13 protein-coding genes are annotated in these 16,619 nt (G+C 40.1%); 7 read left to right on the top strand and 6 right to left on the bottom strand.

Annotated elements, in window-relative coordinates; genetic code table 11:
• Nucleotides 1–77 precede the first annotated feature (77 nt).
• The 6 genes from ADICYQ_RS19210 to ADICYQ_RS19185 all read left to right on the top strand — a co-directional run bounded on the left by ADICYQ_RS19210 (nucleotide 78) and on the right by ADICYQ_RS19185 (nucleotide 9,358).
• A complete protein-coding gene (locus tag ADICYQ_RS19210; protein WP_040417183.1) occupies nucleotides 78–3,596 on the top strand; it encodes a SusC/RagA family TonB-linked outer membrane protein in 3,519 nt (1,172 codons plus the stop codon).
• Between the two features lie 19 nt (nucleotides 3,597–3,615).
• The gene (locus tag ADICYQ_RS19205) at nucleotides 3,616–5,370 is read left to right on the top strand and encodes a RagB/SusD family nutrient uptake outer membrane protein (protein ID WP_020889615.1); all 1,755 of its coding nucleotides are present in this window, start codon (nucleotides 3,616–3,618) and stop codon (nucleotides 5,368–5,370) included.
• A gap of 13 nt (nucleotides 5,371–5,383) precedes the next feature.
• The gene (locus tag ADICYQ_RS19200) at nucleotides 5,384–6,550 is read left to right on the top strand and encodes an Sb-PDE family phosphodiesterase (protein ID WP_020889614.1); all 1,167 of its coding nucleotides are present in this window, start codon (nucleotides 5,384–5,386) and stop codon (nucleotides 6,548–6,550) included.
• A gap of 12 nt (nucleotides 6,551–6,562) precedes the next feature.
• Entirely contained in the window at nucleotides 6,563–7,333 is a 771-nt protein-coding gene (locus tag ADICYQ_RS19195) for an endonuclease/exonuclease/phosphatase family protein (protein ID WP_040417146.1), read from the top strand.
• Between the two features lie 209 nt (nucleotides 7,334–7,542).
• On the top strand, nucleotides 7,543–8,379 hold the full coding sequence (locus ADICYQ_RS19190) for an endonuclease/exonuclease/phosphatase family protein (protein ID WP_081652398.1): 837 nt from the start codon (nucleotides 7,543–7,545) through the stop codon (nucleotides 8,377–8,379).
• Nucleotides 8,380–8,569: 190 nt separating this feature from the next.
• The gene (locus ADICYQ_RS19185; protein ID WP_020889610.1) at nucleotides 8,570–9,358 is read left to right on the top strand and encodes an NIPSNAP family protein; all 789 of its coding nucleotides are present in this window, start codon (nucleotides 8,570–8,572) and stop codon (nucleotides 9,356–9,358) included.
• A 108-nt stretch (nucleotides 9,359–9,466) separates the two neighbouring features.
• On the opposite strand, the gene ADICYQ_RS19180 is transcribed toward ADICYQ_RS19185, so the two are convergent.
• From ADICYQ_RS19180 to ADICYQ_RS19155, 6 genes are all read right to left on the bottom strand, one after another.
• Entirely contained in the window at nucleotides 9,467–10,384 is a 918-nt protein-coding gene (locus tag ADICYQ_RS19180) for a DUF302 domain-containing protein (RefSeq protein WP_020889609.1), read from the bottom strand.
• Nucleotides 10,385–10,693: 309 nt separating this feature from the next.
• Nucleotides 10,694–11,356, bottom strand: a complete 663-nt coding sequence (locus tag ADICYQ_RS19175; protein ID WP_020889608.1) for a peroxiredoxin-like family protein — start codon at nucleotides 11,354–11,356, stop codon at nucleotides 10,694–10,696.
• A 95-nt stretch (nucleotides 11,357–11,451) separates the two neighbouring features.
• Nucleotides 11,452–12,234, bottom strand: coding sequence for an NAD(P)/FAD-dependent oxidoreductase (locus tag ADICYQ_RS28995; protein WP_235114804.1), 783 nt, complete (start codon nucleotides 12,232–12,234; stop codon nucleotides 11,452–11,454).
• An 8-nt stretch (nucleotides 12,235–12,242) separates the two neighbouring features.
• A complete protein-coding gene (locus tag ADICYQ_RS28990; RefSeq protein WP_020889606.1) occupies nucleotides 12,243–12,860 on the bottom strand; it encodes a glutaredoxin family protein in 618 nt (205 codons plus the stop codon).
• A gap of 11 nt (nucleotides 12,861–12,871) precedes the next feature.
• On the bottom strand, nucleotides 12,872–13,318 hold the full coding sequence (locus tag ADICYQ_RS19160) for a DUF417 family protein (RefSeq protein ID WP_020889605.1): 447 nt from the start codon (nucleotides 13,316–13,318) through the stop codon (nucleotides 12,872–12,874).
• Nucleotides 13,319–13,388: 70 nt separating this feature from the next.
• Nucleotides 13,389–13,934: a carboxymuconolactone decarboxylase family protein gene (locus ADICYQ_RS19155; protein WP_020889604.1), complete on the bottom strand. Its 546-nt coding sequence runs from the start codon at nucleotides 13,932–13,934 to the stop codon at nucleotides 13,389–13,391.
• Between the two features lie 506 nt (nucleotides 13,935–14,440).
• Here ADICYQ_RS19155 and ADICYQ_RS19150 point away from each other — a divergent pair.
• A complete protein-coding gene (locus tag ADICYQ_RS19150) occupies nucleotides 14,441–16,597 on the top strand; it encodes a glycoside hydrolase family 15 protein (protein ID WP_051160293.1) in 2,157 nt (718 codons plus the stop codon).
• Nucleotides 16,598–16,619 lie beyond the last annotated feature (22 nt).

Raw genomic sequence — 16,619 nt, 5'->3', positions numbered from 1 at the left:
ACTTTACTGGCGGGTTGGTGTACAAATTTGACGATAGGACACCTACCAGTCTCAACCTTTTATTATTTATCAAAATTATGAAAAAAAAACTACTACAAAGCATTTGGGATACCTCAAAGTACTTAATGCTTGTGTTTATGCTGAATAATTGCCTATCTGGAATGGCCATTGCCAACAACATTCAGGCGCAGCATCTAAACGAGACACAAATTTCCATTCAGTCCAGAAAGACTTCTGTACTTGCGTTTTTTCACTTAGTTGAAAAGCAAACCACGTTTAGGTTTCATTTTAACCCCGAAGCGGTTGAAAACAAAGCACTTGCACTTTCCGGTAATTCAGACCTTGAAACATTACTTTATGAGGTGGCAGCTCAAGCAAAGCTTGGTTTTAAACAAGTGAATGAATCCATAGCGGTCAAACCTACTTTAAAGAAATCCCAGAAAATGGTTGAAGTGAAAATCAATCTCTCTGGTAGGGTCTTGGACGCTGAGACGCATGAGCCCATTACAGGTGCGAGTGTATATATCTCGGAAACCAGCCAAGGGGCAATGGCTGATTTGGATGGAAATTGGTTTATGGAGATTGATGAATCTTTGCTAGGCAAAGAAATCAAGGCATCGGCTTTAGGCTATGATTCTAAAGTGCTACCAATTGTGAGAGAAAACATTGTTTTCACCCTTAATCCTCAGGAGCTGGAAGAGGTAGTAATCGTAGGATATGGCACCCAGAAAAAAATTAACCTGACAGGGGCTGTATCTCAAATTGGCTCAGAAGCCATTGAAAACAGACCCTCACCCAATTTGACAAGGATGCTTCAGGGAGCTTTGCCCAACCTGAACATCAAGATGGTCGATGGTAGTCCAACACGATCAGCCTCTTTCAATATTCGTGGTGCGACATCCATTGGAGCAGGTGGTGATGCCTTGGTGTTGATCGATGGAGTAGAAGGAGATCCAAACTTGGTCAATCCCAATGATGTAGAAAGTGTGACTGTTTTGAAAGATGCATCCTCTGCAGCTGTTTATGGTTCAAGAGCAGCTTTTGGTGTGGTTTTGATTACCACCAAAAACCCAGTTAAAGGACATTCAGGAGTAGATGTTAAAATCAGCCATTCTGTAAACCAGAGAACAGTAGTTCCTAACCTGGTAACAAATGGTTATGAGTGGGCCAAAAACTTTGATGAGGCGTTTACTGGTTGGTACGATTACAAAACCCACCCTATCTCGGTAAACAGTATTTTCCCTTTTTCACTTGAATACCTAGAAGAGCTGAAAAATCACAACGATAACCCAAATTTACCAGAAACGGTTTTCAATGAGGAATTGAACCGCTATGAGTATTTTGGTAGTACCGATTGGTTTGATTACCTGCATAAGGATAAGATGCCTGCTACAGAAGCTTCTATAAGTGCATCGGGGGCAACTGACAAAGCCAGTTATTATATATCTGGCCTTTATTATCACCAGGATGGGATTTTCAGGTACTCCTCTGACAGGTTTGACAAGTACAATCTAAGGGCAAAAGGAGAAGTAAAGCTTACTGATTGGTTGACGATTCAAAATAACTTTGACCTCAGTACCTACAAATATGAATATCCCCTTTTGGCGAATGGCGATGCTGGAATTTGGAGATATTTGGCAGTTCAGGGCTTTCCAATGGCGGTAATGCAAAACCCTGACGGTACATTTACGCAATCCGGATCCTATATAGGTGCTTCCTATGTAGATGGTAGCAGTAAATCGGATCAAAGCAAATTCTTTGTAAGGAATACACCTACGCTTACGGCCACTCCTTTTGGTGACCTATTGACTTTTAAAGCCAATTTTACTTTTTCCAAGACCTTTAATAAAGATTCTCGGTTCAATAATTTTGTAAACTACAGTTCGGCACCGGGTCAGACTGCAAGATTTGGTCAAAGTTTGCTGCGGGAGTTGACAGATGAAAACACTTATTGGGGCTCAAATATTACAACCGAGTTAAAAAAGAGTTTTAACGAAGTGCATGACTTCAGCTTGCTTTTGGGTTATAATGTGGAAAGTAACCGTGCGTCAAACTTAAACGCTCAGCGAGATGGCTTATTGGTAGAGACCAAGCCAGATTTCAACCTAATGGATGGCCTCAATTATACTATAAGTGGTGGCGGAAGTGAGTGGAGGTATATGGGTGCTTTTTACCGACTCAATTACCGTTTTAATGAGAAATACCTATTGGAATTCAATGGTCGGTATGATGGCTCCTCCAAATTCCCTAGTGACCAGCGATATGGCTTTTTCCCATCGGTTTCTGCAGGTTGGAATCTTTCCGAGGAAGGCTTTATGAGCACTACCAAAAGTTGGTTGGATAACCTGAAAATCCGCTCCTCATATGGAACGCTTGGCAATGGGAATGTAGCGCCTTACCGCTATATGGAAACCATGACAGTGGCCAAAACTAGTGTGATTTTAGATGGCATTCAAAAAGGATATACCTATTTACCTGGAGCGATTCCTTCTGGGCTTACCTGGGAAAAGGCCACCACCTTTGACATAGGTTTGGACGCTTCCATGTACAGTGGAAAGTTCACCTTGAGCTTTGACTGGTACAACCGATTGACTACGGATATGTTCACCTATGGTGAGCCCTTGCCAAATGTCTTTGGAGCAACAGTTCCTTACGGAAATTTTGCTGACTTGTCTACCAAAGGTTGGGAATACACCATGGCTTGGAGAGATGAGTTTTCCTTGGGCTCAAAACCTTTTAGCTATAGTATTTCTGGTTCAGTTTGGGACAGTAAGGCAAAGATTACCAAGTTTAATAATCCCAATAAGCTTATCTCAAGCACCTATTATGAGGGTTCCAGTATTGGCGAAATCTGGGGATATGAAACCATGGGATTCTTCACTTCAGAAGAAGATGTTGCCAGCCATGCTGATCAGAGTTACATCGTCAACTCTAATAACAGACAATGGCTTCCAGGGGATTTAAAGTTTGCTGACTTGAACAATGATGGGGTTATTAACCAAGGTACTAATTCCGTAGATGATTCGGGAGATCGAAGAATTATTGGAAACAATGCGCCAAGGTACCAATTTGGTTTCACCCTTTCGGGCGATTGGAATGGCTTTGGTCTTTCCGCATTCTTTCAGGGGATAGGCAAGCGAGATTGGTATTTTGCTCCTGAGGCAGATCTTTTCTATGGTCCTTATAACCGTCCTTATGGTTTCCAACCTGAAATCATGATGAATGACATCTGGTCTGAAGAAAACCCTGACGCTTATTTCCCAAGATTCAGAGGTTATACTGCATTGAGTACTACCAGATCACTTGGTGCACCTCAAACAAGGTTTTTACAGGATGCCAGTTATTTGAGATTGAAAAACGTGACCCTGGATTATACCATTCCAACTCCGCTTATAAGTAAGCTGGGACTGAAAAAAGCAATGGTTTACGTAAGTGGACAGAATATTCTGACCTTTTCAGGACTCTACAAACATACGGATAATTTTGATCCGGAAATTATCGAATCTCCCACCGGAGGCATGACCAATAGCCATGGACAGGGAGATGCCTATCCCATGCTAAAAACCTATACCCTCGGTTTGAACCTTTCATTTTAATTATTGACGCTATTTGATTATGAAAAAATCATTGCTATTACTATCAATGGCCATCTTTTCCATCTTTTTTTTCAGTTCCTGCGAAGACTTTTTGGAAACCGAGCCAGTGGATAAATTGGTACCGAATACCTTTTTCCAATCCGAAAAAGACCTGGAGTTATTTACCACATCCTTCTATCAGCGGATGCTTCCAAGTGGGTTGGCGGTAGTTCAGAGTGATGAAATGGGGGATTTTACTTCTAAAAATCAGTCTCCTACTTTCATTTCCGGAACGTATTCTTCTGTAGATGAAGGTTCATGGAACTGGACAAATTTAAGGAATATCAACTATTTTCTTGAAAACTTTGACAATGAAGTCATTCCTCAAGAAGCCAGAGACCATTACGAAGGCATTGCAAGATTCTTTCGGGCCTGGTTCTATTTTGAAAAAGTGAAACAGTATGGGGATGTCCCTTGGTATACCAAAACGCTTGATACTTCTGATCAGGAAGACCTCTACAAACCAAGAGATTCTCGTGAATTGGTGATGAACAATGTATTGGAAGATTTAAATTTTGCAGTGGAGCATATTAGAGACACCAAGGACAATACCTCCTCGATGGTTACCCGACAAGTTGCTTTGGCTTTCAAATCAAGGGTGACTCTTTTTGAAGGAACGTTCAGAAAGTACCATAGTGAAGCTGGATTAGGTACTACAGCAAACGTATTTTTGATGGAAGCTGCTGATGCGGCAAAAAAAGTAATGGATGCTGGCATGTATTCGCTGTATAATAATGGAACTCCGGCTACGGATTATAGGGTGCTTTTTACCAGTGAAAACCCGGTCAACACTGAAACAATGTTTGCTGTGGTTTACAACAATGCATTACGAAGGTGGCATAACATCACATGGAAGTTTAATAGCGCTACTTATGGGGCACGTTGGGGCTTGAACAAGCAATTTGTCAATACCTACCTGATGACTGATGGCAGTCGCTTTACAGACAAGCAAGGGTATGATGAATTCTTATTTGTTGACGAAATGAAAGATAGAGATGCCCGACTCGGACAAACTGTCCGTTCCCTTGGCTATACCAGAAGTGATGGGAGTGCAGCCCCACCAAACTTTGGCTATACTTTCACTGGTTACCACATATTAAAGCATAGTCTCGACGACAAAAGACTGGATGGAATTTCAGAAGCCTACAATTCCATTCCACTGATCCGATACGCAGAGGTACTCTTGAATTATGCAGAAGCAAAAGCCGAGCTAGGAGAATTTGATGAAAACATATGGTCTCAAACCATAGGTACACTTCGGGAAAGAGCTGGAATCAATCCAGTGGTACCAACTACTGCAGATAGCTACCTCCAAAACACCTACTTCCCTGATATTTCAGATAAATTTTTACTTGAAATTAGAAGAGAAAGAAGCATAGAGCTTTGTTATGAAGGGTTTAGGTATGATGACCTTCTTCGTTGGAAAAAAGGCGAATTAATGGAAATGCAATGGAAAGGAATCTACGTTCCCGGACTAGATATGCCAATGGATTTGGATGGCAATGGAACTCCTGATGTTTCTTTCGTGCAGACGGTTCCGGACACAAAAGTACCTGGCGTGATCTATTATATTATTGACGGAACTGCCTCTCAACTTTCTGAAGGTACCAAAGGTCACCTGATCTGGAGAGATGATGAAGAAAGAGAATTTTCTGAAAAGAAATACCTTCATCCCATTTCCAATTCAGACATCCTGCTGAATCCAAACCTTGAACAAAACCCGGGCTGGGATTGATTTATTTCTAACAATGCAACAGAAATTTAAAATTTTACTGCTGGTGGCCATGGTCATCAGCAGTATTTCTTTCGCTCAAAACAGTAAAATAACTGTTCCCGATATTCCCGGGTTTTATACGCTTAAAGGAGATTTCCATATGCATACCGTTTTTTCTGACGGACATGTTTGGCCCACCTTTCGGGTAAAAGAAGCACTAAGGGATGACCTGGATGTGATTTCACTTACCGAGCATATCGATTACGAAGGCTTTCCCGATCTAATCGATAAAGATTACAATAAATCCTATGAAATTGCATCAAAAGCGGCAGCTAATAAGGGTTTGATCATCATCAAAGGTGTAGAAATTTCCCCACGGGTAGCCCCCTACCATCACAATGCATTGTTTTTGGAGGATGCCAATATTTTACCCACCGCTTACATGAAAAGTGGAAAAGCTGAATTTGTGATGAAGGACAGCATTACACATGATCAATTGATGGGGCCATTTCTTGCTGCCCAAAAACAGAATGCCTTTGTGGTATATAATCATCCAAGCTGGAGCTGGTGGGACAAGAAGGACACCGTATTGTTTACAGCTTTTCATCAGGAATTATTGGACAGGGATATTTTGGCCGGAGTGGAAGTGGTCAATTCCGGAAATTACAATGTGATAGCCCATAGGATGGCCTTGGAACATGATTTGGCGATGCTTTGTAATACGGACGAACATTATGACAATCACCCAAGGTACAAAGATACCCACCGACCCATGACCTTGGTTTTTGCCAAAGAGAAAACAGCAGCAGGAGTTGAAGAAGCATTATTTGCTAAGCGAACAGCCTTGTATTTTGGTGATTATGTTGTTGCCAGAAAACCCGAAGCCGAAGCTTTATTCAAGTCTTCTCTAGAAGTCTACATAGAACGAAAATTACGGAAAGCAGAACCACTCATGGTTGTTAACTTCGTCAATAATAGTGATATTCCTTTTCAGACAACGATTAAAGCTGAATACGATATAGAAGGATATCCTTTGGGACAGGTAAAAATTAGCCCCCATGATACCACAAAAGTAATCTTGAAAGCGGTATGGAAATATCCTGAGGAAACACGCATTAAGGTAACTGTTGAAAATGTTCTGGTTTCACCTGATGCAGGTTTAACTACTGGATTTATACTTTCTACCGAAGGGAAAAAGTAAATTATATAGCCCATGAATTATAAAATTTTATTATTCGCCTTTTGCTTGCTGCTGGTAAAGGAGCAAGCTTTGCATGCACAATCTCTTAAAGTTATTTCCTATAATATTCACCATGGGGCAGATAAAAATGAAGTGAATACACTTGAGGAAATGGGTGCATACATCAAGCGCAGTCAGGCTGATTTGGTCGGATTACAGGAAGTGGATAGTATGTGCAACCGTTCAGGCAATGTAGATCAAATGAAAGTTTTGGCAGAGATCACGGGTATGCATTATGTTTTTCTAAGACATTTTGCCTACGATGGTGGGGCATATGGATTGGGAATCTTGTCAAAATATCCCATAAATAGCCAACAAAATGGAAAGATCACTTCCATGAAAAATGGCGAAAAAAAGTCACTAGGATTGCTGGGTGCAAGAATCTCCTTGCCAAATGGACAGCAGCTTGATTTTGCTACGGTTCATTACGCCCTGGACCAATCGACAAGAATGATTCAGGCAGCTGAGACTTTGGATTTTTTTAAGAAAGATGTTCCAGTTGTTCTTACTGGTGATTTCAATGCTTTACCAGGCACGGACGAAATGAAATTGCTTTCCCAACAGTTTAAAATGGCAGATGAAAATCTGGGCTTTACTTTCCCCACTATAAATCCTGTCAAAAAAATTGATTTTATCTGGACGAGTAAGAAAAATCTGGAAAAGGCAAACAGGGTCCATATTCCTAGCATCCATTGGTCAGATCATCTGCCGCTCGAAGCCCATTTGGTACTGAATTTCAACTAATTATTAATTTCTTATAAACTTGAACTCAATTTTAAATCGCATTAAATCCAACCAAATAGTCACTGCGAACCCTAAAGAGAGGTTTTGGCAGTCTTTCTTCGTTAGAGATTCCCTTGACTTTCTCTGAAAAATGTATTTCCTAATCCTATCGATAGCGGTTTAATGAAATTGGGTTGACCCCAGGCTATAAACTTTCTACCATCAATTTTATGAACAAATCACCCTACCTTTTACTTTTAGTCTTCACCCTTCTTTTTACTTCTTGCACCAATGCCCAGGAGCCTTCCGAAATTGTTGATTCCGAAGACCAACCTGAACGGGTTGATGGACTTGAGCTCAAAGTACTCAGTTACAATGTGCATCATTGCAACCCTGCCAGTAAACCAGGTTTGATAGATGTGGATGGGATTGCTAAAGTTATAATTGATTCAAAGGCGGATGTAGTGGGTTTGCAGGAAATTGACGTCAACAATGAAAGATCTGGAAAGCACCTGGATCAAGCGAAAGAATTGGCAAGGCTCACCGGGATGGAGTTTTACTTTTCCAAGGGCATCGATTATAAAGGGGGCGCTTTTGGAACAGCCATTTTATCTAAATACCCAATATCACAAATGGAAACCCTTTATCTTCCCGAGGAAACAGGTACAGAGAGAAGGACACTTTCCATTATTACAGTTGAATTCCCTGAAGGGAAAAAGATCAGGTTTGGCAATACGCATTTAGATTATACAAGTGATGACAATGCACTTGCTCAGGCAAAGGCCATCACAAGTTACTTTGAAAATGAAGCATTACCTGTGGTTTTGGTGGGAGATTTTAATGTGGAGGCAAACAGCAAGACCATGGCCCATCTGGACAAAACCTATAACCGAACATGTGCCCAAGGCTGCCCAAATACCTTTCCTGTGGTCAAGCCCAGTAAAGCCATTGATTTTATTTTGTATTCATCTGGCTTCGGAATCCAGACACTGTTTCATGAGGTCATTCAAGAGCATTATGCATCTGATCATTTGCCAGTATTGGCAAAGTTGAGATTTGAGCATTGAGTTGTATGGGGTTTTTTGTATTGATAAAAATGGGTCATTTTGGCTTTTTAAATTGTATGTTTAGTAGTTTCAGGTTATCTGTTTTTTTAGATAACTTGAGAAAAATTTGTCATGGGGACTTGAATCAATGATCCTAAGAAACCTTAGAGGATTCTTACTGACAAGCAATTTCAATTAATTACAAAAAACTATGAAAAATACCATAATGTTATTTTCAGTGATAGCCATTCTATTGCTGAATACTGGATTTTCCCTTGCTGGAAAGGGAGACTTTTATCAGATAAAAATTTATCATTTGTCCACCAGTCAGCAGGAAAATGTTGTAGATGAATACCTGGAACAGGCCTACCTTCCTGCCCTTCATAGAGCAGGGATTAAACATGTTGGCGTGTTCAAACCTGTTACGCCATCCGAGGGAAGTAAACCGGATGAAAAATTGATTTATGTGCTGATACCATTTAGTTCTCAGAAGGAGATTGCTAAAATAGATTCAAAACTAGCAAAGGATCAGCAATACCAATCTGCTGGAAGCAAATACCTGGACGCCCCTTATACCAATCCTCCATACGATAGAATAGAGACGATTTTGCTTAATGCTTTTGTGAAGCACCCAAAGTATGGTGTGCCTGATTTAGACGGTCCAAAGAAGGATAGAATCTATGAATTGAGAAGCTACGAGGGACATACTGAGAAGATTTCAGCTAACAAGATCAAGCAGTTCAACGATGGTGATGAAGTAGGACTTTTTAAAAGACTGGGCTTTAATGCTGTTTTTTATGGTGAGGTAATAGCTGGGAGTACCATGCCTAATTTGATGTATATGACGACTTTTGAAAACAAGGCTGATCGTGATGCTCATTGGGATACCTTTAGAAGTGATGCCTATTGGAAAGAGCTATCTGCCCTTCCAGAATACCAACACAACGTTTCAAAAAACGTAACGCTTTTCTTATATCCTACTGATTATTCAGACCTATAAAAACAAAGCTATATGGCTGTTGGTGACAATGGCCATATAGCTTTGCTAATTTCAGTGAACGGCTAGATCTATAACCATTCCCGTTTTAGAAATGAAGACGTATCCTGATTAATTTAATCCCCCTGCTGCATTGGTTATATTTTGAAGGGCATTGGTAATCTGTTCGATTTCGGTATCACTTCCGGTAATCTGATGGCGTTGCCTTAAAAATTCAGGATCGTTATAAGAAAGGTGGACGGCACCATCTGCATCTTCCCAAACAAGAATTTTTTGAGGCAAGTCCAGGCCAATGGTTTGTGATGCCTGCATTAATGGGGTACCTAAATTGGGATTTCCGAAAATTATAATTTTTGTAGGTCTTAATTCAAGTCCTTTGCTTTGGGCATTTGCCTGATGATCCAATTCGGCCAGAATGGTGAGGTTTTCATTTCCCGAAATAATGGTTTGTAAACTTTGGTAGGTCGCCTCAAAGTCTTGAGAACTTGTTACCGTTTCAACTCCTTCATTCGCAGTGACTGATTGGGATACGCTACTACTTAGGCTATTCTGTATAGCTCCACCCACAAGGTTTTCCAGGGCTGCGGAAATTTGGGTGAGGCTTGGTTCCCCGCCCAAGGCATGACGCGAGGCCAAATAGTCGGTGCTATTATAGAGGGCAAAAACGGTGTCTTCTTTTGAATAAAACAATACTTTTTGAGGGAGGTCTAGACCCGCAAGCTGGTTTTTTTGCATCAAAGGGGTACCAAGGTTTGGGTTTCCAAAAAAGATAATTTTGGTTGTACCCAACTCCTTACCTACAGATGTAGCATTTTGTGAATGATCTACTTCTGCCACAATGCCGATTTGATCGTTGTTATCCAGAGATGTTTTTAATGCATTATAGGCCTCATCCAAAGAGACTGTGCTTAACCCAAATTTTGTACCGGTAACGTTAGGGTTAATGTCTTTTTCAGGGTCATTGTCGGAAGTCACATCACAGGCAGCCATTAATAGCACACAACTGAAAATTGAGATTATTTTATACATTTCAACTTTTCTTTAAATAGATACTTTAGATTATATTTTTTAAGCTACTATTTGTAGTTCAATAACTGTTCCAATATTTTATTTCACTTTTCCAGTAAGATCGGAAAGCTTGTATTGGAAGTAATTTATTGTTAGTTGAAGCTAAATTGTGAGGAATTAAGCATTTTTGAAATTATAGTTGAGTCAACTTCGGTTAGATTTTGTCAGCATTGTCACAAAAAAAGTAACAATACCGACAAAATCACACACTGGCTTTTCCTGGTCCATTGTCTAACACCCGTGGCTATTATTTTTGAAGCCATCAGGCTTTTACTTCTTGTTTTTTAGAAAGGCTATCAAGTCCTCTGGATTTGCCCTGTTTCTATAATCTGCATCCAAAAAGGCATATTCTATAAGGCCGTCCTGACCAATAATGTAGGTGGCGGCAAGTGGAAGCTCATTTTCTTCATTGCCATTGTAAGCATTGAGGTCAAACTTTTCATTGTATATTTTTGCCACTCCGTCAATGAGATGAAAAACGATACCATAATCTTTACCCACTTTGTTGTCAATGTCACTCAAAACTTCAAAGGCTAAATTGTGTTTTTCTGAAGTACTTAATGATTTGTCTGGGAGTTCTGGCGTTAATGCCAGTAGTTGGGCTCCAAGTGCTTTGATCTCGGGTAGGGCTTCTTGTAAATGATGTAAGGTAATGTTGCAATAAGGACACCAGCCTCCTCTGTACCAGGTAAGAACTACAGGACCATTTTTTAATTGATCGGAAAGTTTTACCTTTTCTCCTTTTGCATTGCTCAATACAAAATCCGGAGCAACATCGCCTACTTGTCTGGCTTTTTCAACGATACCACTTTGGACAACTTCATCTATACCTTTCTTATACGTAGTTTTAGTTTCGTCAGGAGCAGTATCATTAAACTTGTCCTTTAGTTGTTGCAATTCCTCTTGTTGAGTCACTTTTGATTGCTGTAGCATATAACTAATTCGTTTAAGTCATTAAATAATTCTCCCCTGAAATTGGCCAAAAACAATGCCAAGAACTTAAAAGAGATCACCTTACAAATTGAAATTTAATTTTTCAAAAACTCTCTCAGTCCGTAGCTGGCCAAAACACCTTCACCAGTAGCAGCCGCAACCTGAGCTATGGCTCCTTCACGGTTGTCTCCAGCGGCAAATATTCCGTTGATCGAAGTTTTTGCCAAACCTGTAGTGGTTATAAAACCACGTTCATTCATTTCCACCAAACCTTTGAAACTCGCATTGTTGGGTTTTAGGCCGACAAAGATAAAAACGCCATCAGCTGTGATCACTTCTTCTTCACCCGTTATCGAATCCTTTACGCGCAATCCTGCAAATTTTCCATCAGGGTCAATATCCAATGCTATAGCATCTTTATTGTAATGGGTTTCTACATTGTCAAGTTCAGGTAGCTTGTCAATGTAAGTTTGAGATGCCTTAAAGGTTGCTCTTCGGTTAACGATTTTTACTTTCTTCGTGAATCCAGAAAGAAAGATACCTTCTTCCAAAGCCGAGTTTCCACCACCTATGACAATTACTTCACGGTCTCTGTAAAAAGCGCCATCACAGGTAGCGCAGAAGTGCACGCTGGCTCCCAATAACTCGCTTTCGCCTGGTATGTTAAGCTTTTCATAAGTAGAGCCTGTTGAGAGCACTACCGAGCGTCCTAAAAAGAGATTCGTTTTGGTTCTTACGTTAAACAGGTTGTCGATCTTCTCTATGCTTACCACCTCTTCGCCCGTTTTTATGGTTGCACCATATACTCGTGCTTGCTCTTCCATTTTGTCCATTAGGGCTGGGCCTGAAATGGAAGTAAATCCAGGATAGTTTTCAATTTTTTCGGTTAAAAAGGCATTTCCACCAACCGTTTTTTCTCGAGAATTAAAGTGCTGAAGCGATCTCTTTGGGCATAAATGGAAGTTGTCAAGCCTGCTGCACCAGCACCTATGATGATGCTATCAAATACCTTGGTGATTTTTTCCTCGTCCAGCTTGAGAGCAATTCTCAGGGCTTCGTTTTCAGGCTCCACCAAGATGTCCTCATTAATGAGAATGGTAGGGATTTTCCTTTTTCCACTGTTGATTTTTTCAATAATGGGTATTGCCCATTCGTTTTCATCAATATTGATGTATTGAAAATTAATTTTATTGTCTACCAAAAAAGACTTTGACTTGATACAGTCCGGACACCAATCGGCACCGTAAAGTATAACCCTGCCCTGTTCATTTATCCCCAGGATACTGGAAAGAGCTGCATTGTCTGGATTGGTATAACTTTTTCCATTGATTATCAAGGTTGGGATGATACGCTTTCCCTTGTTTATTGCCTCTACTTTTTTTGTAGCGGCTTCATCGAGATCGACATCAATAAAAGTGTAGTCCACATTGTTTTCGATTAGGAAAGCTTTTGCTCTTCGGCAATCAGGACACCAATCGGCACCGTAAAGTGTTATCTCGTTCATTTTTGTGTTGTTTATAATTCAGTATCAACTTTAGCATTTGAATATTTTCCCCAAACCATTAATGAAATGGCAAGGTATGGGATGTCTTTGATCAAAAAGAAATCTGTAATTGGAAAGCCATCAACTAATTTCCAAACACCTGGAGTGGTGATAAGGAAGCTAAGCGTGGTAATAAAAATAACAGCGGAACCTATTCCGGCAATTTTACCTAATTGTGGCCAAAACAATGAGCCAAATAATAATGCCCCGATGACAATTTCTGATAAACCTATAAGATTTGAAACTGCCTGTAAGGATAAGAAACTGTAAAGCCAATTCATGGCGAAGTGATTTTCCACCAATGGCTTTATTGCTGTAGCCTCCGTAGGAGTAAATTTAAACAATCCTATCCATATAAGTATGAGGGCTGTGCCAAATACTCCTATATTATAACCTATGGTTGATATTTTGTTGTGCATAACCTGGGTTTAAATTAGGTTTTGCAATACTATTCGAAACGAATACCTATTGCAAAACCCTTGTTAAAACTTATAATTCTGGAGCCAATGGGAAATCAATTTCAAAACCTGCAAGGTTATGAAGGTAGTTGCTCATGATTTTGTCACCGATAAGAATGACCACATCTATTAAAGTCGCTTCATTGTACCCTGCAGCAAAAAATGCTTCTTTGACACTTTCTTCTACTTTACCATGATTACTTACCGTTGCTGCCGTAAATTTTACCAAAGCATCAAGCTTTTCATCAAAACTGGCTGATCCACCTCGAATTTCAAGAATTTGTTCATGTGAGAACCCGTTCATTTTACCTAGTGCAGTATGAGCTGATTGGCAATATCTGCAACCATTGATTTGGCTGGTGACCAGGTTAACCAATTCTTTCTCCTTGGCTTTAAGCGAGGTTTTTCTTCCTTGTAGCGCCAGGTAATCTGGTAATGCCGTTTCATTTTTGGCAAAAAAAGCATAAAGGTTAGGTACAAAGCCAATTTGTTTTCCTAGTTGGTCAAAAATAGCCTGGTTGCTTTCAGATACTTCAGATCTTGCCGGTACTTTAAATGCTGCTGCTGTAGTTGTCATAATAATTTTTCGTTAGTTTTTGTTTGTTGATTAATTACAATACAAAGATTCAGCATTTGCAGCCCTAATGGTTAGGTCAAATTGCCTTGCTGCTTGGCAATTTTTCCCATGGGCATAAATTAGTTGCTTAAGGAAGTAATAGGAAGCTTGAAAGAGGTGAAATATTTATGCTGTTTGGGTTCTACGGACTGAAAAGATACCTGGTGAAAACATACAAGTACTTGCCATATCTCAGATTATACAATAGGATTTATCATTTCAATCTGGAATTGCTGCAATCGCAAGAAAAACAGACTGTTTGGAAATTTCATTACCCAATAGATTGACTATTGCCTATTTTGAGTTAAACTGATGCAGATCATGTTTCAAGCCATTTACATGATATAACTTCGCTTTTTGAGGCGAAAAATTACTCGCCTATCAAAAACATATCATTAGTTTTAGTTAAAACAGGGTATGGGATTACAATAAAATAGAATTTTATCTTAGAAATTATCCTATAAAATATGTCTCAGCAATCAGAGGCGCCAGGCGCACCTGGACTAGAAGCCCGATGGACCTCTAGTAGAAAATCAGGAATCGGTAAGGCGCTCAACTCGGCGTCGGATGTAACTTTCACTCTTAGTCATGGTATTCTCAACGAAGTGTACTATCCGAGAGAGGATATCGCCTGTATTCGGGATATGGGCTTTATCGTAACAGACGGTCACAATTCTTTCTCTGAGGAAAAAAAAGATACCGAACATTTGACAAAAACCATTAAAGATGGTGTCCCTGCTTATCGGGTAATGAATACTGACCCGTTTGGGAAATTTCAAATTACCAAGGAAATTATTGTTGATCCTTTTAGAAATACGGTTTTACAACATGTAGTATTCGAACAAAAAGACCCTAACCTTCCTTTACAACTTTTTGCATTACTCGCGCCGCATTTAAACAATGAGGGAGGAAATAACACTGGTTGGGTAGGTGAATATAAGGGTTCTGAAATGCTATTTGCTCAGAATGGAGACATTGCTTTGGCCATGTCCTGTTCTACAAAATGGCTTAAGCGTTCAATTGGCTATGTTGGTACATCCGATGGGTGGACCGATATAAAGCAACATGGAAAACTGGAGTGGGAATTTGAACAAGCCACCAAGGGAAATATTGCATTAACCGGAGAAATTGATCTTGCAGAACAAGAATTTGTATTGGCAATAAGTTTTGGTAGAACTCATTTAGAGGCAGCCAATCATGCGCGTGCAAGTATATTGGATGGTTTTGATACGGCCAAAAGAAGGTATATAGAAGAATGGCAAACCTGGCAAAAAACCTTACCCAAATTAGCAGCGAAAAATTTTAAGTTTAGTGCTTCCATATTGCGTATGCATGAAGCCAAAAACTTTCCTGGCGGTATAATAGCAAGCCTTTCCATTCCTTGGGGAGAGACTAAAGGAGACACAGACAAAAGTGGTTACCATGTGGTATGGCCAAGAGATTTGGTAGAGAGTGCAGGAGGATTTAATGCTTTGGAAACGAAGGAAGATGTATCTCGGATAGTAAATTATCTCATGTCTACCCAAAATGCCGATGGCAGTTGGCCTCAAAACATGTGGCTTCAGGGAGAACCTAACTGGCTTGGCCTACAAATGGACCAAATTGCCCTGCCAATAATAGAGATTTTAAAAGGTTACTTGCGGAATACGATGGGTAAACATCGTATGACAAGGTACTGGCCCTTGGCCAAAAAGGCCATTACTTTCCTTTTGGTAAATGGTCCTTATACGGAACAAGACCGTTGGGAGGAGGAAAGTGGTTTTTCACCTTTTACAATGGCAACTGAAATTGCAGCTTTGCTTGCAGGGGCAGAACTTGCGAAAATAAATGGAGAAGAGGACCTTGCTACTTATTGCCGGGAAACTGCTGACAGCTGGAACGATACCATAGAATACCGCACCTATGTTACCGGTACTCCCCTAGCAAAAAAACACAATGTAGAGGGGTACTATATCCGTATAAATCCATTTGCAGAAATTCCTGCATCAGAATTGGGTAATCGAACAATCAATTTAATAAACCATCATGCTGACCAGGGAAAAACCAAAATAAGCGAGCTTGTCAGTGTAGATGCATTGGCTTTGGTAAGGTTTGGTCTTAGGGCACCCGATGATCCTAGAATCCTGAATACCTTAAAAGTAATAGATGCTGAATTAAAAGTTGACACTCCCAAAGGGAGTTGCTGGTACCGCTACAACAATGATGGCTATGGGGAACAAGAAAATGGGGACCCATATGATGGAACAGGCATAGGTCGGGCATGGCCTTTATTATCAGGTGAAAGAGGGCATTATGAAATAGCGGCAGGGAATATCGATAATGCAAATAAACTCTTAAAAGCCATGGATTCCTTTGCCAACAATGGCTTGTTACCCGAACAAATATGGGACAAAGCAGATATCCCAGAAAAAGGTTTATACTTTGGGTCGCACACAGGATCCGCCATGCCGCTCTCCTGGGCCCATGCTGAATACATCAAACTTTGTATTTCAATTGACCATAAAAAAGTGTTTGACATGCCCGAACAAACACAAGAGCGTTATATACAGAAAAAAAGAAAGCCGTTTATCAAGTATGGCGTTTTGACAATGGTGTTGAAATACTGCCAAAAGAAAAAATATTAAGAATTGAGACTTTCGAGAAATG

It is taken from the genome of Cyclobacterium qasimii M12-11B, assembly GCF_000427295.1.
Classification (GTDB): domain Bacteria; phylum Bacteroidota; class Bacteroidia; order Cytophagales; family Cyclobacteriaceae; genus Cyclobacterium; species Cyclobacterium qasimii.
The sequence above is the reverse complement of the archived record's forward strand: the minus strand, read 5'-3'. Positions and strand labels throughout refer to the sequence as shown.